At 47.6% G+C, this 22,119-nt stretch carries 15 protein-coding genes and 1 riboswitch; of the genes, 12 read left to right on the top strand and 3 right to left on the bottom strand.

The annotated features are described in order from the left end of the window. The first annotated feature begins 4 nt into the window (after positions 1-4). The 5 genes from MKY98_RS18985 (at position 5) to ptsP (ending at position 6,980) form a co-directional block, all read left to right on the top strand. Entirely contained in the window at positions 5-1,540 is a 1,536-nt protein-coding gene (locus MKY98_RS18985; RefSeq protein ID WP_069012481.1) for a flotillin family protein, read from the top strand. A 189-nt stretch (positions 1,541-1,729) separates the two neighbouring features. Then, positions 1,730-2,605, top strand: a complete 876-nt coding sequence (gene glcT / locus MKY98_RS18980; RefSeq protein WP_029515704.1) for a glucose PTS transporter transcription antiterminator GlcT — start codon at positions 1,730-1,732, stop codon at positions 2,603-2,605. A 238-nt stretch (positions 2,606-2,843) separates the two neighbouring features. Continuing rightward, positions 2,844-4,889, top strand: a complete 2,046-nt coding sequence (gene ptsG / locus MKY98_RS18975) for a glucose-specific PTS transporter subunit IIBC (protein WP_069012482.1) — start codon at positions 2,844-2,846, stop codon at positions 4,887-4,889. Between the two features lie 110 nt (positions 4,890-4,999). Continuing rightward, complete coding sequence (locus MKY98_RS18970; protein WP_013372579.1) at positions 5,000-5,275, top strand: HPr family phosphocarrier protein; 276 nt, start codon at positions 5,000-5,002, stop codon at positions 5,273-5,275. Continuing rightward, positions 5,268-6,980 (top strand): phosphoenolpyruvate--protein phosphotransferase, encoded by a 1,713-nt coding sequence (ptsP, locus tag MKY98_RS18965; protein ID WP_029515702.1) that lies wholly within the window; start codon positions 5,268-5,270, stop codon positions 6,978-6,980. Before MKY98_RS18970 ends, ptsP begins: the two co-directional genes overlap by 8 nt. A 119-nt stretch (positions 6,981-7,099) precedes the next feature. Here the strand turns inward: ptsP and gcvPB are convergent, their stop codons facing one another. The 3 genes from gcvPB to gcvT all read right to left on the bottom strand — a co-directional run bounded on the left by gcvPB (position 7,100) and on the right by gcvT (position 11,174). Next, on the bottom strand, positions 7,100-8,596 hold the full coding sequence (gcvPB, locus tag MKY98_RS18960) for an aminomethyl-transferring glycine dehydrogenase subunit GcvPB (protein WP_069012483.1): 1,497 nt from the start codon (positions 8,594-8,596) through the stop codon (positions 7,100-7,102). Next, on the bottom strand, positions 8,593-9,948 hold the full coding sequence (gene gcvPA / locus MKY98_RS18955) for an aminomethyl-transferring glycine dehydrogenase subunit GcvPA (protein WP_029515700.1): 1,356 nt from the start codon (positions 9,946-9,948) through the stop codon (positions 8,593-8,595). Before gcvPA ends, gcvPB begins: the two co-directional genes overlap by 4 nt. Before the next feature lie 125 nt (positions 9,949-10,073). Then, the gene (gcvT, locus tag MKY98_RS18950) at positions 10,074-11,174 is read right to left on the bottom strand and encodes a glycine cleavage system aminomethyltransferase GcvT (protein ID WP_069012538.1); all 1,101 of its coding nucleotides are present in this window, start codon (positions 11,172-11,174) and stop codon (positions 10,074-10,076) included. 176 nt (positions 11,175-11,350) lie between these two features. Further along, positions 11,351-11,450, bottom strand: a riboswitch (glycine riboswitch). Positions 11,451-11,842: 392 nt separating this feature from the next. On the opposite strand from gcvT, the gene gcvH reads away from it, so the two are divergent. The 7 genes from gcvH to MKY98_RS18915 all read left to right on the top strand — a co-directional run bounded on the left by gcvH (position 11,843) and on the right by MKY98_RS18915 (position 21,889). Next, complete coding sequence (gene gcvH, locus MKY98_RS18945; protein ID WP_069012484.1) at positions 11,843-12,235, top strand: glycine cleavage system protein GcvH; 393 nt, start codon at positions 11,843-11,845, stop codon at positions 12,233-12,235. Positions 12,236-12,661: 426 nt separating this feature from the next. After that, positions 12,662-14,140: a PTS mannitol transporter subunit IICB gene (locus tag MKY98_RS18940; protein ID WP_069012485.1), complete on the top strand. Its 1,479-nt coding sequence runs from the start codon at positions 12,662-12,664 to the stop codon at positions 14,138-14,140. A gap of 81 nt (positions 14,141-14,221) precedes the next feature. Next, the gene (locus MKY98_RS18935) at positions 14,222-16,300 is read left to right on the top strand and encodes a BglG family transcription antiterminator (RefSeq protein WP_069012486.1); all 2,079 of its coding nucleotides are present in this window, start codon (positions 14,222-14,224) and stop codon (positions 16,298-16,300) included. After that, positions 16,297-16,731 carry a PTS sugar transporter subunit IIA gene (locus tag MKY98_RS18930; RefSeq protein ID WP_069012487.1) on the top strand — a complete coding sequence of 145 codons (435 nt, stop codon included), beginning with the start codon at positions 16,297-16,299 and terminating at the stop codon, positions 16,729-16,731. Before MKY98_RS18935 ends, MKY98_RS18930 begins: the two co-directional genes overlap by 4 nt. Beyond that, positions 16,728-17,873, top strand: coding sequence for a mannitol-1-phosphate 5-dehydrogenase (locus MKY98_RS18925; RefSeq protein WP_069012488.1), 1,146 nt, complete (start codon positions 16,728-16,730; stop codon positions 17,871-17,873). The genes MKY98_RS18930 and MKY98_RS18925 overlap by 4 nt, the downstream gene beginning before the upstream one ends. 214 nt (positions 17,874-18,087) lie before the next feature. Then, on the top strand, positions 18,088-20,241 hold the full coding sequence (locus tag MKY98_RS18920; RefSeq protein WP_208332641.1) for a DUF454 family protein: 2,154 nt from the start codon (positions 18,088-18,090) through the stop codon (positions 20,239-20,241). Then, on the top strand, positions 20,234-21,889 hold the full coding sequence (locus tag MKY98_RS18915; RefSeq protein ID WP_069012489.1) for an amino acid ABC transporter ATP-binding/permease protein: 1,656 nt from the start codon (positions 20,234-20,236) through the stop codon (positions 21,887-21,889). Before MKY98_RS18920 ends, MKY98_RS18915 begins: the two co-directional genes overlap by 8 nt. The last annotated feature ends 230 nt before the right edge of the window (positions 21,890-22,119 follow it).

The raw sequence follows: 22,119 nt of genomic DNA, 5'->3' as shown, positions 1-22,119 counted from the left end.
AAATTTGCAAGATATTGTGCTGGTCCCTGGGATTGTTGTTATCGTTATTGTCATATTAGGGATCGCCTTTTGGGCCCGCTACAAAACGGTAGGGCCGGATGAAGGAATGATTGTGACGGGTTCTTTTCTGGGAAATAAAAATATTTCCGAGGATGACTCTGGACGTAAAATTAAAATTGTACGCGGCGGGGGGGCCTTCATTTGGCCTATTTTCCAGCAGTCCGAATTCATCTCTCTGTTATCCCATAAACTGGACGTAACCACACCGGAAGTGTATACGGAGCAAGGAGTTCCCGTGATTGCGGATGGTGTGGCGATCATCAAGGTCGGCAGTTCTATTGAAGATGTGGCTACAGCAGCCGAACAGTTCATCGGGAAGCCACTGGAGGCTCTTAGGGGAGAGGCTCAGGAAGTGCTGGAAGGGCATTTACGCGCAATCCTCGGCTCGATGACAGTGGAGGAAGTTTATCGTAATCGGGATCGGTTTGCGCAGGAAGTACAGGGCGTGGCTGCTCGTGATCTAAAAAAAATGGGCTTGCAAATTGTTTCATTCACCATCAAAGATGTGCGTGATAAGCACGGATATCTGGATGCGCTTGGTAAGCCGAGAATTGCCGCTGTGAAACGGGATGCTGAGATTGCGGAAGCCGAAGCTGTGCGGGATGCCCGGATTCAGAAGGCGCGTGCGGAACAGGAAGGCCAGAAGGCCGAACTGCTGCGAGATACCAACATTGCCGAGGCAGCCAAAGAGAAAGAACTGAAAGTGGCTTCGTTTAAAAAAGAACAGGATACAGCGAAGGCAGAAGCCGATCAGGCTTATCACATCCAGGAGGCCCGTGCCAAGCAGACTGCCGTCGAGGAGCAGATGAAGGTCGAGCTGGTGCGCAAAGAACGGGAAATTGACCTTCAATCCAAGGAAATACAGGTACGTGAAAAGCAATATGATGCGGAAGTGAAAAAGAAGGCAGAAGCCGATCGGTATGCGGTCGAACAAGCGGCGGAAGCAGATAAATCGCGTAAAATGCGTGAGGCTGAATCACTGCAATACTCGATTGAGACACAGGCTAAAGCGTCAGCTGAACAAAAACGTCTAAACGGGCAAGCAGAAGCGGATGCCGAACGCGCCAAAGGTACGGCAGACGCAGATGTCATCCGTTTGCGTGGACTTGCAGAAGCGGAGGCCAAGGAAAAACTGGCGGAGGCGTTCCAGAAGTTTGGAGAGGCTGCCGTGCTTGATATTATCGTAAAAATGTTGCCTGATCTGGCTGGACGTATTGCCGAACCGATTGCGTCCATTGATAAACTCACCGTAGTTGATACAGGAAAAGGAGAAGGAGCAGCGCGTGTCAGTAATTATGTCACCGAACTGATGGCTACGGCGCCCGAGATGCTGAAGAGTGTATCCGGTATTGATGTGGAACAGTTAATCAAGGGGCTTACCACTGGGAAAAAAGGCCTTCATTCCGTGCCGTCCTCCGGTGAAGCGAACAAGCAGCCTCTTCCAGCCTCGGTGGAGGCAGCACTAACAGATAAAGAATAACGATAAGTCTTTGGGAGCTTCTATCCCTAACCAAAAGACCGCTTTTCATCACAGCATTTTCCGGCAATGTGATGAAAAGCGTTTTCTTTTTATTGACCTTTAGCCGAATATTTGGTACTTTAACGTGGATTCCTCTGAGCTTCATGCTATAATTCTTAGGATCAAGGTTCTGATAAAAGAGGTGCGGATGTGAGCAGCCTAAAAGTGGCCAAAGCGCTGAATAACAATGTGATTATAGGAATGCACCCCGAGCATGATGAGGTTGTCGTGATTGGAAAAGGAATCGGTTTCAATCGCAGACCCGGCGATCTTATGCCGTTGGATTCAGTTGAAAAATTATTTATATTAAAAAGCCATGAAGAACAGGAGCAATACAAACGGTTGCTTCCTGAGCTGGATGAAAAGCTCATCGAGGTCATCGGTGAGGTGCTTCATCTTGTTCAGCTTCAAGCAAAGAAGCCTCTAAATGAGCACATTCTGATTGCTTTAACTGACCATATCGCTTTTTCCATCAACCGTCATAAACAGGGAATTACGATTCATAATCCGTTTTTGTATGAGACTAGGGAAATATATCCTCAGGAATACAAGATGGCTGAGCAGGCTGTTGCTTTAATCAGGGATAAGATGAATGTAGATCTGGGAGAAGATGAAATCGGATTCGTGGCCCTGCATATTTATAGCGCCATGACAAACCAGCATATTTCCGAGGTTAGGAAGGATTCTCGTCTGATTGCTGATATGGTTCAGGTTGTCGAGACGACACTGGATTATCGAATTCCTCTCCAATCCCTTGATTATTCTCGACTGCTGACTCATCTGAGGTTTGCGATTGAACGTGTGCGCCGGGGAGAGATTGTGCAGGAGATTTATCGATTGGACAAGCTTTTGAATGAAGAATATCCAGAAATGTATATGCTGTCCTGGAAACTGACGAAGATTATGGAGAAAAGGCTACGTAAACCTGTTTATCCGGCTGAGGTTAGTTATTTGACAATGCATCTGCAGCGGTTGTCCCAACGCAAAGAGCAGGGGGAGCAACAAAAAGTGATAAAACCGGAATAAAAAAGTATTGCCTCGCATTTAGTGGGGTGCTATAATCAATTTTGCAATGAGGAAGACAACAACTGAACATTTAACGTGTTACTGATTCGATCAGGCATGAGTTGTTTTAAGTTATGATTGTTTACAGCCTACTGGGGTAAGCTATATCCCAAGGTTGTTTTCAAACATACTTAAATCGGCTCATGCCTTTTTTGTTGTTTTGCCTCTGTTCTAAATTTCAGAGAAGGATGTGGAAGGTATGTTTAAAAAGCTTTTCGGCGTTTTACAGCGTGTCGGTAAAGCATTAATGCTTCCTGTAGCGATTTTGCCAGCTGCGGGGCTTTTATTGGGTATCGGTAACATGCTGGTCAATCCTGATTTTCTCCAGTATATTCCGGCATTAAATGCGGGCTGGGTTCAATCGGTTGCGACGATCATGATGAATGCCGGACAAATCGTTTTTGATAATCTGGCACTGTTGTTCGCAGTCGGCGTAGCCGTCGGTCTGGCGGGCGGTGAAGGTGTAGCAGGTCTGGCTGCCATCATCGGTTACCTCGTTATGAACATTACTCTGGGTACAGCCGTGGGTGTCACACCTGGTCTGATTGCTCAAAAAATACCGGGTTATGCGAACGTGTTGGGAATTCCAACGCTTCAAACCGGGGTGTTCGGCGGGATAATCATCGGTATACTGGCCGCAGCCATGTACAACCGCTTTTTCAAAATTGAGCTTCCTTCGTATCTGGGCTTTTTCGCGGGTAAGCGTTTCGTTCCAATTGCAACGGCGGTATCCTCACTTATTGTCGGACTAGCACTGGTTCTGATCTGGCCTCCAGTTCAACAAGGACTTAACGCAGTATCTCACTTTATGGTGTATTCCAACCCGACTTTGTCGGCGTTCCTGTTCGGGGTTATCGAACGCGCGCTGATTCCATTTGGTTTGCATCACATTTGGTATTCACCGTTCTGGTTTGAGTTTGGTGAATATGTTAACAAAGCAGGTCAAACTGTTCACGGTGACCAGCAGATCTTCTTCAGCCAGCTTCGCGACGGAGTGGCTTTGACAGCAAGTACGTTCCAAGTGGGTAAATTCCCATTCATGATGTTCGGTTTGCCAGCAGCAGCGCTTGCGATGTACCATGAAGCAAGACCAGAACACAAAAAATATGTAGCAGGTATTATGGGTTCAGCAGCATTGACTTCGTTCTTGACAGGTATTACGGAGCCACTGGAATTTTCCTTCCTGTTCGTAGCTCCACTGCTGTTTGCAGTACACTGTATATTCGCAGGTCTGTCATTTATGACCATGCAAATTTTACATGTCAAAATCGGTATGACCTTCTCAGGCGGATTTATTGACTTCCTGATTTTCGGGATTATTCCAACCCGTACGCCTTGGTGGTATGTAATCATCGTCGGTCTGATTTTGGCAGTTATTTATTACTTCGGATTCCGATTCATCATACGGAAATTCAACTTGAAAACACCAGGGCGTGAAGAAGCCACAGAAAATGTGGATGGCGCAGCAACTGGTAGTAGTGACGAGCTCCCACACAACATTTTGGCAGCTTTCGGCGGTTCATCGAATATCAAGCATCTGGATGCTTGTATCACACGTCTTCGGATCGAGGTTAATGAGAAATCGAACGTTGACAAAGCTCGTTTGAAACAACTTGGCGCATCGGGTGTCCTTGAAGTCGGTAACAATGTACAGGCAATTTTCGGTACACGTTCCGACACCATTAAAACTCAAATGGCTGATATCATGGCTGGACGTACACCTGCACCAGCTCCGGCGCAACCTGCTCCACAAGAGGAGAAGGAAGCTGGAGAAGAACAACAAACCATTATTGTAGAAGATATTGTAATGCCTGTTAACGGCGAATTGGTTGATATCTCGACGGTTCCCGATCCGGTATTTGCAGAACGTATGACAGGTGACGGCTTTGCGGTCGTGCCAAATGATGGAACGATTGTGTCCCCTGTTTACGGCAAAGTATTCAATGTATTCCCGAGCAAGCATGCGGTTGGTATCCAATCCGATGGCGGTAAAGAAGTGCTTGTTCATATCGGGGTGAATACAGTGAAGCTTAAAGGTCAAGGATTTGACGTTTTGGTGAACGAAGGCGATCTTGTGTCAGCTGGCCAGCCTATTATGAAAGTAGACCTGGAATACGTGAAGGCAAACGCTAAATCCATCATCTCACCTGTCATTTTTACTAACCTTCCTGAAGGTTCTTCGGTAACTTTAAACAAAACTGGAGTATTGAAGGCTGGCGAAGATGGTATAATTACGATAAAATAAACTCTATGTGTTTCGGATTAGTTGATTAGGCGGCTTAGGCCGTCTGATCAATTATTCGGTATACTGCGTGTAAACAAATATTATCTTTAGGAAAGTGGGAGGAACAAATTATGCAAACAACTTTTAGAATTACGGATGAAGACGGTATCCATGCACGTCCTGCAACTGCGCTGGTAAATACAGCTAACAAATTCAGCGGTGCTGAATCTTTTGCCGAAGCTAACGGTAAAAAAGTAACTTTGAAATCCATTCTGGGTGTATTGTCTCTGGGTCTGGAACAAGGCGATACTATTAACATTATCTGCGAAGGCGCTGAAGCTGCCGAAGCACTGAAAGCTCTTGAAAATGTAATCGTCAACGAAGGGCTGGGCGAAGTTCATGCTTAAGATTTCTGGGATTGCCGCTTCGGCAGGCATAGCCATTGCCCGGGCGTTTATCTTGGAGCATCCGAATTACGCTGTAGAGAGACGCGCGGTTGGTGATGTTGAAGCTGAAATCGCAAGATTGGATGCGGCTTTGGCACAATCTCAAACCGAATTGGAATCGATTAAGGAGAAAACGCTTAAGGAACTGGGAGAGAAAAAAGCAGAAATTTTTGCATCTCACCTGCTCATTTTGAATGACCCTGAATTGATCGATCCGGTTAAAGCTAAAATCAGAGACGAGCAGCTTAATGCTGACTATGCTTTGAATGAAGTAGCTACACAGTTCATTTCCATGTTTGAAAACATGAAAAGTGCCTATTTGCAAGAACGCGCATCGGACATGCGTGATGTAACCAAGCGGATCCTGAATCACCTGCTTGGTGTTCATTTTGTTAGTCCTGCAGAAATTGCCGAAGAAACGATTGTGCTTGCAGAAGATTTGACACCTTCCGACACAGCTCAGCTGAACCGTGAATTTGTTAAAGGTTTTGCAACGAATATCGGCGGACGTACTTCGCATTCGGCTATTATGGCTCGCTCACTTGAAATTCCTGCAGTTGTGGGAACGAAAAATATATTGTCTCAAGCTAAAAGCGGCGATTTGATTATCGTTGATGGTTTGGATGGTCACGTATTCGTGAACCCTACCGAAGAGATTGTTGCAGAATACCGTGCTAAACAAGTGGCATACGACAAGCAACGCGAAGAGTGGCGCAAGCTGCGCGGCGAAGCTACGGTTTCTGTCGATGGTGTCCATGTCGAACTGGCAGCCAATATTGGTACGCCTAATGATGTAGCTGGTGTCCTGGACAACGGTGGTGAAGGCGTTGGCTTGTACCGTACGGAGTTCTTGTACATGGGACGCGATAAGCTTCCATCCGAAGAAGTACAGTATACAGCGTACAAAACTGTTCTGGAAAGAATGGAAGGTAAACCGGTTGTAGTCCGTACTTTGGATATCGGTGGTGACAAAGAACTTCCTTATCTGGACCTGCCGAAAGAAATGAATCCGTTCCTCGGATTCCGTGCTATTCGCCTGTGTCTGGATCGCCAGGATATTTTCCGCACTCAATTGCGTGCTTTGTTGCGTGCGAGTGTGCATGGTAACTTGCGCATCATGTTCCCAATGATTGCTACGCTGAACGAATTCCGTGAAGCTAAAGCTGTTTTGTTGGAAGAAAAGGAAAAATTGGTAGCTGAGGGTGTATCCGTATCCGAAGAAATTCAACTGGGCATCATGGTAGAAATTCCTTCTACAGCGGTATTGGCTGACCAATTCGCAAAAGAAGTAGATTTCTTCAGTATCGGTACAAACGATCTGATTCAATACACAATGGCAGCGGATCGCATGAACGAGCGGGTTTCTTACCTGTATCAACCATACAATCCATCCATTCTGCGTCTGGTGAAAATGGTTATTGATGCCGCTCACCGTGAAGGACGTTGGGTTGGTATGTGTGGCGAAATGGCAGGAGATACAACAGCAATTCCGTTGCTGCTGGGTCTCGGACTTGATGAGTTCAGTATGAGCGCCACTTCCATTCTGCCAGCACGTAGTCAAATTTCCAAGTTGTCCCGTGCGGACATGGAAAAACTGGCTACAAAAGCTCTGGACATGCAAACAGCAGAACAGGTTGTTGAATTGGTTCAAAGCATCGAAGGCTAAGGAAGGGTATTACATTTCAAAGGTTATATCTTTTTCCAACAAAAAATTGCTGTGTACATACAGCAGCCGGTATCTAATTAGATACCGGCTTTTTTGCATCCTTTAAGTAGAATTTGTTTTCAACTGCATGAGCAATTCAGTACAGGTTTGCGGGCTGCAGTAGTTTCGTCCAATCGTGTGACTGGAGTAGTATATGGTGCATTGAGCACCAGCTCAGGGTTCTCTTCTGCTTCCCGCGCAATATGAATCATAGTGTCGACAAAAGCATCAAGTGTTTCCTTACTTTCTGTTTCCGTGGGCTCGATCATGATGCACTCCTCTACATTCAGCGGGAAGTAAATTGTAGGTGGATGGTAGCCGAAATCAAGCAGACGTTTGGCTACATCAAGCGTGCGCACTCCAAATTTTTTCAAGCCTCGCCCTGACATCACGAATTCGTGTTTGCAATGTCCAGGGTAGGGCAGATCAAAATATGGAGCGAGCCGATGCATCATGTAATTGGCATTGAGTACAGCACATTCCGATACACGCTTTAAGCCATCAGGACCGTAGCTACGGATATAGGCATAGGCACGGACGAGAATACCGAAGTTCCCGTAAAAGGCTTTAACCCGTCCAATAGAATCTCCCTGTTCCCGGTCCCAGTGGTACACCCCCTGTGGATCCCGTGCGACAAGCGGCTTGGGCAAATAAGGGATGAGCCGTTGCTTTACGCCGACAGGCCCAGCGCCGGGGCCACCGCCACCATGCGGGGTACTCATCGTTTTGTGCAAATTGAGATGCACTACATCGAAGCCCATATCTCCGGGACGGGTAATCCCCATGATGGCGTTGGAGTTCGCCCCGTCATAGTAGAGCAGACCCCCCGCGTCATGCACGATGGCAGCAATGTCAGTGATTTGCTTCTCGAACAGCCCAAGCGTGTTCGGGTTGGTCAGCATGAGCGCAGCAGTGTCGTTGCCTACGGCTTGACGCAGCGCATCCAGATCCACTAGCCCCTCAGGGGTGGAAGGAAGGGTGACTGTTTCGAAGCCTGCGACGGTTGCACTGGCGGGGTTCGTTCCGTGCGACGAATCCGGCACGAGCACCTTGGTACGTCGCTCACTACGTGCTTCGTGGTATGAGCGAATCATCATCAGCCCGGTCCATTCGCCATGGGCGCCCGCGGCGGGCTGAAGCGTGACGGCATCCATGCCAGTTAACGCAGCCAAATCATTTTGGAGCGTATGCAGCAACTCCATGGCACCCTGGATGCTCTCCTCGGGCTGATATGGATGGATTTTGGCGAAGCCTGTATATCGGGCGACATCCTCATTCACCTTCGGATTGTATTTCATCGTACAGGAGCCGAGCGGATAAAATCCATTGTCCACGCCAAAATTGCGCCGGGACAAGGCGGTATAATGCCGAATAACGTCTACTTCGGATACCTCGGGTAATGCTGCAGGTTCGCTGCGCAGCGTATAGTCTGGCAAAAGCTCTGCCACCGGGCGACGGGGAACGTCGCACTCGGGAAGGGAATAGGCGATGCGACCCGGACGGCTCAATTCAAAAATGAGCGCTTGATCGTGTTCCTTTAACAGCTCTTGTTTCTGATCCTGTCCGGTATGTGTCATAGCAATCCCCCCAAGGTGTGCACAAATTGGTCAATCTCTTCTTTGGTTCTTTGCTCCGTCACGGCAATCAACATGTGACCAGCAAGTTCCTCATAGTCCCGGCCCAAATCGTAGCCAGCGATAAATCCAGCAGCTAGCAGCTCGGCCTGGAGTCTGCTCATATCTGTACCCTCAGGCAGTCTCAGGGCAAACTCGTTAAAGGTCGGTGCGTTAAACGAGGCAGTTACGCCCTTCAAGCTCAGCAATTGCTCTAAAGCATACCGGCTTTTATGCAAATTTAGCTCGGCTACTTCCTTGATCCCCTGTCTACCCATAACAGACAAGTATACAGATGCAGATAAAGCTAGCAACGCTTGATTGGAACAAATGTTAGAGGTGGCCTTTTCGCGGCGGATATGCTGTTCGCGCGCTTGCAAGGTCAGCACGAAGCCGCGTTTACCATTGCGATCAGTGGTCTGACCCACAATACGGCCGGGGATACGGCGCATATGTGCCTGAGAAACGGCAAAGTATCCACAGGTCGGACCGCCGAGAGAAGAGGAGATGCCAAGTGGCTGCGCGTCTCCTACCACAATATCCGCGCCCTGTTTGCCGGGTGTCTCCAGCAAGCCAAGTGCCAGTGGGTTGGCACTGACGACCAAAAGACCTTTGTGTGCATGGATGAGGTCAGCCATCGGCTGTAGATTTTCCACGGCTCCGAAAAAGTTGGGGCTTTGGACCAAAACAGCCGCGGTCTGTTCCGATACGGCCGCCGCTAACGCATCAGCATCCGTTACACCGTCCGAACAGCCGATCTCCACGATGTCCAAATTCAATCCGCGTGCATAGGTTGCCAATACCTGACGTGCCTCTGGATGGACGGACCTCGATACGATAAGCTGTTTACGGCGGGTAGCTGCGGCGGACAGTGAGCCCGCTTCCGCCAGTGCAGTCGCTCCGTCGTACATGCTGGCATTAGCTACAGCCATGCCCGTCAATTCGCAAATATACGACTGAAATTCGAAAATGGCTTGTAGCTCGCCTTGGCTTACTTCCGGCTGATAGGGGGTGTAGGCTGTATAGAATTCCGAGCGTGAAGTGATGTGCTGGATGACCGACGGAATATGATGATCATAAATTCCTGCGCCAAGAAAGCTGGCATGTGTGTCTGTATTGGCGTTGTGTCCAGCCAGCTCGGCCAAGTGGCGGGTTAAGGCTTTCTCATCGAGTCGAGAAGAAAGAGGGAGTTCCCCTTGATATCGAATGGCCTCTGGAATGTCACTGAATAAATCATCAATGGATGATACACCCACCACACGCAGCATTTCGGTTTGATCTTGTTCAGTCATAGGGAGATAACGATGCTGCTTCATAGGTTCTGGCTCCTTTCGAAAAGCAAAATTTTAAATCGTAATTAGCTAATAAAAAAGTGTGAGCTGAAAAACCCGGAAGTTCATATCTGACATGTTTGCTTTATTGGAATGAAGAGAGTTTAAGATTAGCGCGGGCGTTTATAAAAGGGTGCTGCCACTACCTCGGCACGCAGGCGTTTGCCACGAATCTCAACCTCCAGCGGTGTGGAGAGGGCACTAAAACGACTGTCCACCAAGGCGAGGCCCAGATTACGCTTCAAGGTGGGCGACTGAGTCCCCGTTGTGACCTCACCGATGCGTTGTCCTTCTGCGAATACCGGATAATGGGCGCGTGGGATGCCGCGATCAATCATTTCCAGCCCGATCAATTTACGAGGAATCCCTTGATCTTTCTGACGTTGCAGTGCTTCTCTACCGATAAAATCTCCTTTATTCAGCTTGACGAAGTACCCTAGACCGGCTTCAAGTGGTGAAATCGTGGCAGATAGCTCCTGTCCGTACAGCGGCAACCGAGCCTCAAAGCGTAGTGTATCCCGAGCACCAAGTCCAGCGGGAATCAGCCCATACGACTCACCGGAACGAAGCAAACCCTCCCATACGGCGGGTGCTTCCGCAGCAGGTACATAAAATTCAAAACCGTCTTCGCCCGTATATCCGGTTCGTGAGACGAGTGCTTTTGCTCCGAACAATGGCACGTTCTCATGAAAGTGGAAAGATGCCAGATTCGTAATATCCGTATCTGCCACGGCTGCGGCAATACGTGCTGCTTCCGGTCCCTGCAATGCCAGCAATGCTATTGCATCAGACACATTCTCCATGTGAACGGATGCAGGCACATGACGAAGTAACCAATCCCAATCCTTATCAATGTTGGAGGCGTTCACAACGAGCATGTAGCGCTCCGGTCCTTTGCAGTAAATAAGCAGGTCGTCTACTACACCTCCATCGGGGTAACACAGGAGTGAATATTGTGCCTGACCTGGTTCCAACTGGCTGACATCATTCGTGGTCACCCTTTGTAGAAAAGCTTCGGCCTCTTTGCCTTCAACCAAAAACTCACCCATATGCGATACATCGAATAAACCCGCACGTTGCCGGACGGCCTCATGCTCCTTTTGGATACCGCTAAACTGAACGGGGAGCTCCCAGCCGCCAAAGTCAATACAACGAACCCCAGACTGCGTCCCGTAGGACGAATATAGCGGTGTTTTTCGCAAATTAGTCATGTTTCCACTCCTATCCGGTGTGATCGGCAAAACAAAAAAGACAGGCCGAAAAAAACGTATAGACAGCAGTCTATACTCTTTTTTCAGCTCTGTCCTTGATACCAGAAAGTTACCCCGGTATGTACCGGGTTTCCTCTTGGGTGATCCGCTCCAATAGCGAATGCTCTCCAGAGATGCGTCCGGCAGAGGTCCTTTTGCCTGAGAGATTCACCTGCAATGCAGGCTTACTCCTTCGGCGCTACCTTCGGGATCAGCAGTATATTACCTGGCTTTGCAGATAACAACTTGATCCGATTCGCGTGCACAACTGTCTCACAAGCGGCAACAGCTATGCGAATCTTTTTGGCAGTCTCTCCCTCTGCGTTCATCCGCGTTTGCAGTTGTCGGGTGTTTCCCAAAGTATTTGCTATAACCCATTAATACGCAAATTCATTCAAAATGTCAATAAAAATGTCATCAAAAACAATAGAAAAAACATTTAATATATAAATAAGGATATGTAAGCGTTTGTTATAAATTATTATATTTTTATATAGAGCGCTATAGGAGGTGATATGAAGTATTTTTGTTAGTATTATTGACATGAGTGTTCGTATTGTCATAATCTTAACCTGTCTAATACAGGTGAGCAAATGCGATTTTATTCATATGGAAGTGAGGGGAACAGAATGGGTGAAGTGAAGCAGCAACTTTGGTATACAGACGAACATGAGTGGGTTCAGCGGACAGAGAATGGAACGGTGCGGATTGGTATTACAGACTTTGCACAGCACCAACTGGGTGATATTGTTTTTGTAGAATTACCTGAGGCGGGAGTAACGATTGAGCAGGGAGCGGAGATCGGTACGATTGAATCGGTGAAGACGGTATCCGACCTTTTTGCTCCGGTGACGGGAACCATATTAAAAGTGAATGAAGCGCTGGAAGGTACACCTGAGCTAGTGAATGAATCTCCATATGACAAAGGTTGGATGGTAGAAGTAGAGATGGATAAAGATGTGGAGGAATCATTGGGCAAACTACTGTCGGCGGATCAGTATGAGCAGTTGATTTCGGAGTAATAAATAGAGCAATGCAGCATGAAATAATAGCGTGTTATTCGGAATTTTATATTGATTTTTAATTGAATAAGAGCATCGTTAGTTTGCTCGATTTTTGTATAAAATAGTCGCTATGATTTGACGTAGCGGCTATTTTTTTGTCTTTTTTTGAAAACGTAATTACGTGTGTTGTTCTGATATAGTGGGTTGTCCCCATATAGGAATCATACATAATCCAGCGCGGTTTTTCGACTAATTTCTATAGCTACAGGTCATATTAAGAAGAATTATGCAGGTATAATATCTTCCTGGATAATTTAAATTTAAATGTTGTCATCAACGTTCATGACGAAAGTACGTTTTCATTTCGTTGATGAAGATAGCGCTGTCATTTAGTATGAATTTTAAGAAAAGGTAGTGATGCTTACCTACAAGGAGGATTTGAATATGAGTACATTGGACGCAAAGCCAAGTTCAAAAGGAGGCACTCGTGTCGCCGTACAGCGTTTTGGCCGTTTTCTTAGCGGTATGGTTATGCCCAATATGGGAGCCTTTATTGCGTGGGGGTTGATTACGGCACTCTTTATTCCGACCGGATGGTTCCCGAACGAAGGTTTTGCACAGTTGGTTGATCCGATGAAAAATTATTTGTTGCCGCTGCTGATTGGTTATACAGGGGGCACGATGATTCACGGACAGCGTGGAGGTGTGATCGGTGCCATCATGACGATGGGTGTCATAGTAGGAGCCGATATCCCGATGTTCCTGGGCGCGATGGTAGCTGGTCCGCTGGCTGCGTGGATATTGAAGAAGTTCGACAAGGCCATTGAAGGCAAAGTCAGATCAGGCTTTGAAATGCTGGTCAATAATTTTTCGGCCGGGATTATCGGTGCCATTCTAGCACTGCTTGCCCATGTGGCGATCGGCCCGGTTGTACAAATGATCAGTCAAGTGTTGTCGGCAGGGGTACAGTTCCTCGTGAACGCGGGGCTATTGCCGCTTGTCAACCTCATTATTGAGCCCGGAAAAGTATTATTTTTAAACAACGCGCTGAATCACGGAGTATTGAGTCCGATTGCGTTGGAGGAAGCTGCAAGAACAGGCAAATCCGTACTGTTCATGCTGGAATCCAACCCTGGGCCGGGGCTTGGTATTTTGCTGGCCTACTGTCTGTTCGGTAAAGGCTCTGCGAAGTCGTCAGCTCCTGGCGCAGTCATCATTCATTTTTTCGGCGGGATTCATGAAATTTATTTCCCTTATATTTTGATGAAGCCGATTCTGATTCTTGCAGCTATAGCTGGCGGTGTTGTGGGAACCTTCTGTTTCATGTTGACAGGTGCCGGACTGGTTGCTGCTCCTTCACCGGGTAGTATCATCGCCTATTTTCTAATGACGCCAAAAGGTGGATATTTGCCAATGCTGAGCGGGGTGATCGCTGCTGCGGTCGTATCCTTTGCTGTTGCAGCAGTGTTACTCAAGACAGGTAAGCAACAAGAAGAGGGGCTGGAGGAAGCTGCATCTCGCCTGAAAGATATGAAAAGTCAAAGCAAGAGTGCCAGTGCTAACGCCACTGTAATGGAAGATAACCACGAATCTGATCGTGCTGCCGAGATTGTCGCAGATCGAACGCTCAAGGATAAATCCGAAGTGAACAAGATTGTCTTTTCCTGTGATGCAGGTATGGGTTCAAGCGCGATGGGTGCCTCGATTTTACGCAAAAAAATGAAGCAGGCGGGCGTAGGCGTAACAGTTACGAATACGGCAATCAGTGAAATTCCACAGGATGCGGATATTGTCATTACGCAAAAAACGTTGACAGACCGGGCTAAAACAGTAGTCCCGAATGCTGAACACATTTCCATTGACAATTTTCTGAAGAGTCCTGAATACGAAGCGCTGGTTGAACGTCTGAAATCCGATTCTTAATCCCCGTCATAGTCAGGCGGACTGTATGCAGTGTACGTCTCCTGCTGGAGGGATGAGCTTGGGAAGGAACGGTATGCGCTTATGAATATTACGAAACGACAACGTGACATCGTGGAATATCTTCTGGAGCAGTCCAAAGAGGTTACTGCCGGGGAAATTGCCACGAAGATCAATGTCAGCACAAGGACGGTTCATCGGGAACTGGGCGCAGTCGAGCATTGGCTGGCAACTCATGAGGTGAAGCTGGAGAAAAAGTCAGGGATTGGTATCTGTATAGATGCAGACCCAGCTCAGCTTGTATGCCTGCGAAAGCAATTGCTGTATACGAATCCAGACGAATATTCGGCTGAGGAGAGAAAGATCGTGGTTCTCTGCATGCTGCTGGATACACGGGAGCCGATCAAGCTGCTGGCGCTGGCTTCAGATCTGAAAGTCACGGTAACTACGGTCAGTCATGATCTGGACGAATTACAAGACTGGATCGGAGATCGAGGGCTCGTGCTTGTCCGCAGACGGGGATATGGTGTCGAGATTACCGGACGGGAGATAGACAAAAGACGGGCGATTTCCGAGCTGGCCCTCGAACATTTGGATGAATCTGATCTGTTTTCCAGCCAGGGAGAGGTTCGTTCTGTGACTCGTGTCTCCGACAAATTGCTGGAGATGATTGGCAGAGGGAACTTGCTGATCGTGGAAAAGGCCCTCTGGCAGCCCCATGAAAAGTGGCTGGAAAACATGGTGGAAAGCAAATATATGGAGTTGCTGATTCAGATTTGCGTTTCGCTGGCACGTCTACGACTCGGGTATGTTATGGATCCTCTTCTCTCCTATTTAAAAACAGATTCGGATGAGAATATCATGCTGCGTACAGCTATGGTAGAACGCATATGCGCAGAATTGTCAGCGGCGCTGGATATTAACTTTCCGGACCCGGAACGATCTTATTTCAGGCTGCTGTTCCGTGATGCCGAGGATCATTCTACCCGGCTGCTGCCGCTCGATGATCTTGTACTGCTGGAGTCGGTTCATGAGTTGATTCGTCGTGTGGAGGAAGAAACAGGCACGCCATTGGAAGAGGACCGTGTTCTGCGTGAAGGACTGATTGCCCATATGGCTCCGGTATTCAAACGTTTGAAGGAAGGCAAGTCGATTCGTAATCCCCTCCTTCAGCAAATCCGCAAGGATTACAGCAGCTTATTCGACTCAGTGAAAAAGGCTGCGGCGGACATGACAGAAATGAAAGTCCCTGATGAAGAGATCGGATTTCTCGTCATGCATTTCGGCGCTTCGCTGGAGCGGCTGCGACAATTGCGGCGGGAGGTGCGGGCCATCGTAGTCTGCACGAGCGGCATTGGTTCATCCAGACTTCTGGCAACAAGGCTCGCCAAAGAGCTGCCACAGATCAAAATTGTGGATAGGGCCTCATGGTACGAGGCGGCGCGGATCCCCAAGGAGGATTATGATCTGATCATTTCGACAGTAGAGCTACCGCTTGAACCAGATCGCTATCTTAAGATCAGCCCGCTGCTGACGCAGGAGGAGAGTGATCGCCTGCGTCAATTTATCCAGCATATTACACTCAATCATCCTGATGACCATCAGCAGGAACACGTCGTTCAGCCCGGTCAGGACATGGAGTGGCTTACCGGTCTGCGGAAAAGTCTCGATGAAATTGTACACATTGTACAGCAATTTCAAGTGTACCCGCTGGAAAATCAGGAGATGGATATGGCGGCGACCGTAGAGGCTATATGCATGTTGGAGGCGGGGCGGGGGAATGTTACAGAGCCTTCTGCGGTTGCTGCACAACTCATGGAAAGAGAGCGCCAAGGTAGTCAGGTGATCTCTGATACCTCCATTGCTTTAGTTCATACGCGTAGCCACTATATTCGCAAACCTTCGCTTACCTTGTATAAGCTGGCAGAGCCGCTGTTGGCGGATACAGGCGAACAGGTAGAATGCGTGCTGCTCATGTTGGGACCTCGTGAGCTGCCGAGAGAAAGCTTGGAGGTATTGAGCGAGATTAGTGCATTACTCTTGCAGGAAGACATGGTTACGCTACTGGAACACGGTAGCAGGGATCATATTGTCAATTATATATCGAGTGAGCTAGCTGGATTTTTACACAGTAAATTAGGGACAGGGAGGAACCTACCGTGAGTATTATGACGATAGACAAAGTAAAAATGAATGCAACCGCCAAAGACAAATATGAGGCGATTCGTATGGCTGGACAAATCCTGCTGGATGCAGGACATATTTCAAGTGAGTACATTGACAAGATGCTGGAACGCGAGGAGATCGTGTCCACCTATATCGGGAACGGGCTGGCTATTCCACATGGCACCAAGGAATCCAAGACGCTTATTCAATCCACAGGCATTTCCATCGTCCAGTTTCCGCAAGGCGTAGATTTTGGGGGAGAAAAAGCATACATGGTAATCGGCATTGCAGCACAAGGCGGCGATCATATGGAGATTTTGACGAGTATCGCTGTGGTGTGTGCGGAGGAAGAAAATATGGATAAACTTCGCAATGCGGTGACCCCACAGGAAATTATAGATCTGTTCGAAAGTGAGCTGGAGCTATGAGAGCCGTCCACTTTGGAGCAGGAAATATCGGTCGCGGCTTTATCGGATTGATTCTGTCGCGTGCAGGCTATGAGGTTGTTTTTTCAGATGTCAACGACACCCTTGTATCCGAGTTACGCCGTCGTAAACAATACACCGTAGAATTAGCCAATGATACAAAGGATACGGAGCTGGTCACGAATGTGACGGCGATTGACGGCAAGGATGCAGCGGCTGTAGCCGATGCAGTAGACCACGCAGATCTGGTAACGACCGCGGTAGGGGTCAGCATCCTCAAGCACATAGCAGCAGGTATTGCGGAAGGAATCAAGCGGCGGGTAGAGAGAGGAGCGAGGCCGCTGCATGTGATTGCCTGTGAAAATGCAATCGGAGGTAGTGCGCAACTGAAAGAGCATGTTTTTGCGCTATTAGATGAGGCGACCCGTGCCAAGGCTGAGGCTTCGGTGTATTTTCCAAATGCTGCCGTAGACCGGATTGTGCCGATCCAGCAACACGAGGACCCGTTACATGTGCAGGTAGAGCCTTTTTACGAGTGGGTGGTGGATCGTTCGCAAATGGCATCTGAGCATGAAGAAATCGAAGGTATCCTGTACGTGCAGGATCTAGAGCCTTACATTGAACGAAAGCTGTTCACGGTAAATACGGGACATTGCGTGGCAGCTTATCTTGGTTATACCGCAGGTTATGCTACCATTCAGGAGGCCATGAAGGATAGCAAGGTGGTGGATTCGATACAAGGGTCACTGGAGGAAACGGGAGCGGTGCTTGTGAAGCGCTTCGGTTTGGATCAAGAGGAGCATAGGAAGTACATCTCTAAAATTTTGGATCGCTTCCGCAACCCTAATCTAATAGACGATGTTACTCGGGTCGGACGTTCACCATTACGCAAGCTGTCTCCCAATGACCGTCTTGTACGTCCCGCGCTCCAAGCGCAGGAGTATGGCATTCCGACGGATCATCTGGCGTTAGGAATGGCTGCTGCCTGTAAATTTGATATTACGGAAGACCCCGAGGCAGTCGAGCTTCAGCAGGTGATCCGCAACGAAGGGCTGGGTGTGGCGCTGACGCGTTATACTTCCATAACCGCAGACCACCCGTTACATCGGCAGATATTGGAGCAATATGATATTATAAATTCATAAAACAACGGATTACTAACATTAAATTTCGATAATCCTCTTGAAGACAAAGCATCCACATCAACACTAGCGTGTTCTGTAGAGATGTGCTTCAAGAGGATTTTTATATGCGTGATTTACATCACATAACAACCTGCTTAAATTGTTTATATTGATAATGATTATCATTATCTATAAAATGAAACCATTACTATTATAACTATTAGGGAGGATTATAGTGAAACCGATCTATATTACCTTAGGGTTTTTATTTTTAGCGCTTGGAGTTATTGGTGTAGTGCTACCGTTGCTACCGACTACACCGTTTCTGCTGCTCGCGACCTTTTTCTTTATGCGGGGGTCCGAAAGGATTCACCAGTGGTTTTCGAATACCTCTCTGTACCAAAAGCATCTAGAGAGTTTTGTTCAAACAAGGTCGTTGAAGCTGTCTACGAAAATCACGACATTGGGCTTAGCGTCAACGATGCTGATTATAGGCTTTATTTTCACCCCTAATGTGTGGGGCAAAACGCTCATCGTCTTGGTCATCCTTTTTAAATATTATTACTTTATATTCCGAATCGGAACAGTGAGAAACGCTGCAGCAAAAATAACACCATCATCTTCACCTGCACCTACTCCAAAAAAAAAGTCTAAAATGGTCGACAGCCGTCTGCTCGGTCTAGTGGAACATTCTCGAAAATATATCGTATGGGGTGTGCTTGTGCAGTGGATCGGTCTTTTGGGGAGTATAGCCGCTGTGTTGTCTATGGCCTTTGTTATGCAGCAGGCATGGGAAGGACAAGTGACTCGCAAGCTGATTCTATCTATGACGGTCATTGTTATTGCTGCTATTGCAGTTCGCTGCCTGAGCAATTATGCAGCCAGTATGTTATCCTATCGTGCTTCGGTAAATGCTAAAAAAACGCTGCGCTCGCAAATTTACAGCAAGTTGCTGAAGATAGGGCCCGCATATACAGATCATACCTCCACCTCGGGGGTTATTCAGGTTGCTGTAGAAGGGGTAGAGCAGCTTGAAACCTATTTCGGTAGATATATGCCTCAGCTATTTTACAGTCTGCTTGCCCCCGTAACGTTATTCATTACCCTCTCTTTTGTCAGCTTCAAAGCAGCCATTATACTATTGATCTGCGTTCCCTTAATTCCAGTGTCGATCATTGTCATTATGAGGATGGCTAAAAAGCTTTTTCGGAAATATTGGGGTAGTTACGTCAATTTGGGCCACAGCTTTTTGGAGAATGTGCAAGGTCTGACTACGCTCAAAATGTACGGAACAGACCAGGATAAACATCAGGAAATGAACACAGCAGCTGAAGATTTTCGCAAAATGACGATGAAAGTGCTGACTATGCAGCTTAACTCCGTGGCCATTATGGATCTTATCGCATTTGGTGGTGCCGCTGCGGGTGTACTGGTCGCGGTAAGCGAATATTCTTCTGGACGAATTGGCTTGGCAGGAGCAATCATCATTGTTTTGCTGTCGGCAGAATTTTTTATTCCTCTGCGTCTTCTGGGTTCTTACTTTCATATCGCCATGAACGGAATGGCTGCAAGTGACAAAATATTCCAAATGTTGAGCACAGAGGACCTTATCCAAGGACAAAAAAGCATAGAAACCACAGATATTCGTCTGGAACAGGTGAGTTTCGCCTACGACGAAAGAGATACCTTACGAAATGTATCCATGGATATTCCCCAGGGCAGCTTTGTATCCATTGTTGGGGAATCAGGCTCTGGTAAAAGTACGGTAGCCGGATTGATTGTTGGGCATCACGAGGGGTATCGAGGAAGCCTGACGATTGGAGGAACCGAGCTTACCGATATTTCGGAAGAAAGCCGCATGCGTCATATGACCTGGATCGGTTTTAACAGCTATATTTTTAAAGGCACCGTGGAAGCAAATTTAAAAATGGGCAATGAGCACGCGGATGAGCAACACATGCTGGAAGCTTTGCGACAAGTGAAGCTGTATGATTTTATCCTCTCAGAAGGAGGTCTGGAAGCAGAACTGGAAGAGCAGGGAGCAAATCTGTCAGGAGGACAGCGCCAACGGCTAGCACTAGCCAGAGCATTGCTACATGATAGTCGTGTCTACATTTTTGACGAGGCCACCTCTAACATTGACAGTGAAAGTGAGGAAGGCATTATGGAGGTTATACATGCGCTGGCAGGTCAAAAAACAGTGATTCTTATCTCTCACAGACTGGAAAACGTAGTCCAATCCGACTGTATCTATGTGCTGCAAAACGGTTTGGTGGCAGAATCCGGGACGCACCATGAGCTGTTGAGCCAGCAGGGGCATTATGCGGAGATGTATCTCAGTCAACACCGGGTAGAGCAGTTTGGAAAAGGAGGGGCTGTATATGCGTAGACACGGATTACGGATCATGGGCCAATTATTGGTACTGGCGGGACCTCTTTTACCTGTGCTGCTCATCACGATTGTTACAGGAGTGCTTGGTTTTGTTTGTGCTATTGGCATTATAGTGTTTGGAGCCCTGGCTCTGCTTACAGCAACGGGCATCACGACAGGCTACACCCTATCGTTTTTGCTGACAACGATCGTGGTTTGCGCCGTACTGCGCGGGGTATTCCGTTATGGCGAGCAAATGAGTGGTCACTATCTCGCTTTCAAGCTGCTGGCTGTACTACGTGACAAGATGCTTCAAGCCCTGCGAAGACTCGCTCCAGCCAAATTGGAAGGCAAGGACAAGGGAAATCTGATCTCACTCATTACAAGTGATATTGAGTTGCTGGAAGTATTTTATGCGCATACGATAGCTCCTGTTATGATTGGCATCATCACCTCACTGCTCATGGTGTTTTTTATCGGTTCTTATGAGCCTCTGCTAGGCTGGCTTGCTGCGCTTGCTTACCTAACTGTCGGTTTATTTATTCCTCTGCTCACGTCACGTATGGGCAAGCGTCAGGGGATGGAATACCGCAGCAGCTTTGGCAAGCTGAGCAGTTATTTTTTGGACAGCTTACGGGGGATGAAGGAAATTGTGCAATATGGACAAGGAGAACAACGTTTGAATGAGATTAACCGTCGTACGGATCAGTTGGATGCCAAGCAGAAGGACTTAAAGCATCATGAAGGCATCACAAGAGCCATCACAGATGCGGCTGTAGTTGGATTCTCATTCTTGATGCTGCTGGCTGGATTGTACGGTATGTCTAATGGTCAGGTTGACTTTACAGGTATGCTGATTTCTGTCATTGCCCTGTTTAGTTCATTTGGTCCGGTCATCGCACTGAGCAATCTGTCCAACAATTTGCTTCAAACGCTGGCGAGCGGGGAACGAGTGTTGAGTCTATTGGAGGAAACTCCGGAGGTAGAGGAAAATATCGACGGGATGAGTGTCGCCTTTACTGGGGCACGAGTAGACAAGGTGACTTTTTCATACGATGGTCAAACGGTGCTGAATGATGTAAGTCTCATGATACCGCATAAGCGGATTTTAGGCATTCAGGGTAAAAGCGGCTCTGGCAAGTCTACACTGCTGAAGTTGCTGATGCGATTTAGGGACCCGCAGCAAGGTGAAATTTTGCTATCCGGACACGATTTGAAGGAAATTGGAACCCGACATTTGAGAGGCTTACAGAGCTATGTCGATCAGCATACATTCCTGTTTGACGATTCCATTGCAGCTAATATCAAAATTGGAAAGCCGGATGCTACACATCAACAGGTTGTGGAAGCAGCCCGTAAGGCATCAGTACACGATTTTATTATGACATTGCCTCAAGGATATGACAGCCGGGTCGGAGAGTTGGGGGACAGGCTGTCTGGTGGTGAACGCCAGCGCTTGGGGCTGGCCAGAGCCTTTGTTCATGATGCGCCCCTCTTACTGCTAGACGAACCAACTAGCAATTTGGACAGTTTGAACGAAGCGATTATTTTAAAATCGTTAAAAGAACAGCAGCAAGACAAAACGATCATCCTTGTTTCGCATCGAAGCTCTACTATGCGAATGGCTGACGAAATTTTTCAAATGGATAACCGCCGACTCTCCTGAACGTGATGAAAGCTGGGAAATAAATGTGATGCTTTGAAGGCGAAAGCTGTAGCCTGTTCATCGTTTTGTCATAAAATGGAGTGTGCGTGTTGAAATGGGAGCGTCATCCTTATTTAAATCATCCAGCTTTTCAAGCTTGTCTTATTTTGATAGCCTATGAGGTGAGGATTTTGCAAATCCTGAGGTATATTGACAAGTCATAAACATCATAAATGATGGATGAACAGAGG

Source organism: Paenibacillus sp. FSL M8-0228 (assembly GCF_038007385.1).
Taxonomy (GTDB): Bacteria; Bacillota; Bacilli; order Paenibacillales; family Paenibacillaceae; genus Paenibacillus; species Paenibacillus polymyxa_D.
The sequence above is the reverse complement of the archived record's forward strand: the minus strand, read 5'-3'. Positions and strand labels throughout refer to the sequence as shown.

Coding starts and splice junctions, on each gene's coding strand:
- gcvPA (WP_029515700.1), bottom strand. CDS start 9,948: ATGAAGCAGCATCGTTATCTCCCTATGACTGAACAAGATCAAACCGAA.
- gcvPB (WP_069012483.1), bottom strand. CDS start 8,596: ATGACACATACCGGACAGGATCAGAAACAAGAGCTGTTAAAGGAACAC.
- ptsG (WP_069012482.1), top strand. CDS start 2,844: ATGTTTAAAAAGCTTTTCGGCGTTTTACAGCGTGTCGGTAAAGCATTA.
- MKY98_RS18940 (WP_069012485.1), top strand. CDS start 12,662: ATGAGTACATTGGACGCAAAGCCAAGTTCAAAAGGAGGCACTCGTGTC.
- MKY98_RS18925 (WP_069012488.1), top strand. CDS start 16,728: ATGAGAGCCGTCCACTTTGGAGCAGGAAATATCGGTCGCGGCTTTATC.
- MKY98_RS18970 (WP_013372579.1), top strand. CDS start 5,000: ATGCAAACAACTTTTAGAATTACGGATGAAGACGGTATCCATGCACGT.
- MKY98_RS18935 (WP_069012486.1), top strand. CDS start 14,222: ATGAATATTACGAAACGACAACGTGACATCGTGGAATATCTTCTGGAG.
- gcvT (WP_069012538.1), bottom strand. CDS start 11,174: ATGACTAATTTGCGAAAAACACCGCTATATTCGTCCTACGGGACGCAG.
- MKY98_RS18915 (WP_069012489.1), top strand. CDS start 20,234: ATGCGTAGACACGGATTACGGATCATGGGCCAATTATTGGTACTGGCG.
- ptsP (WP_029515702.1), top strand. CDS start 5,268: ATGCTTAAGATTTCTGGGATTGCCGCTTCGGCAGGCATAGCCATTGCC.
- gcvH (WP_069012484.1), top strand. CDS start 11,843: ATGGGTGAAGTGAAGCAGCAACTTTGGTATACAGACGAACATGAGTGG.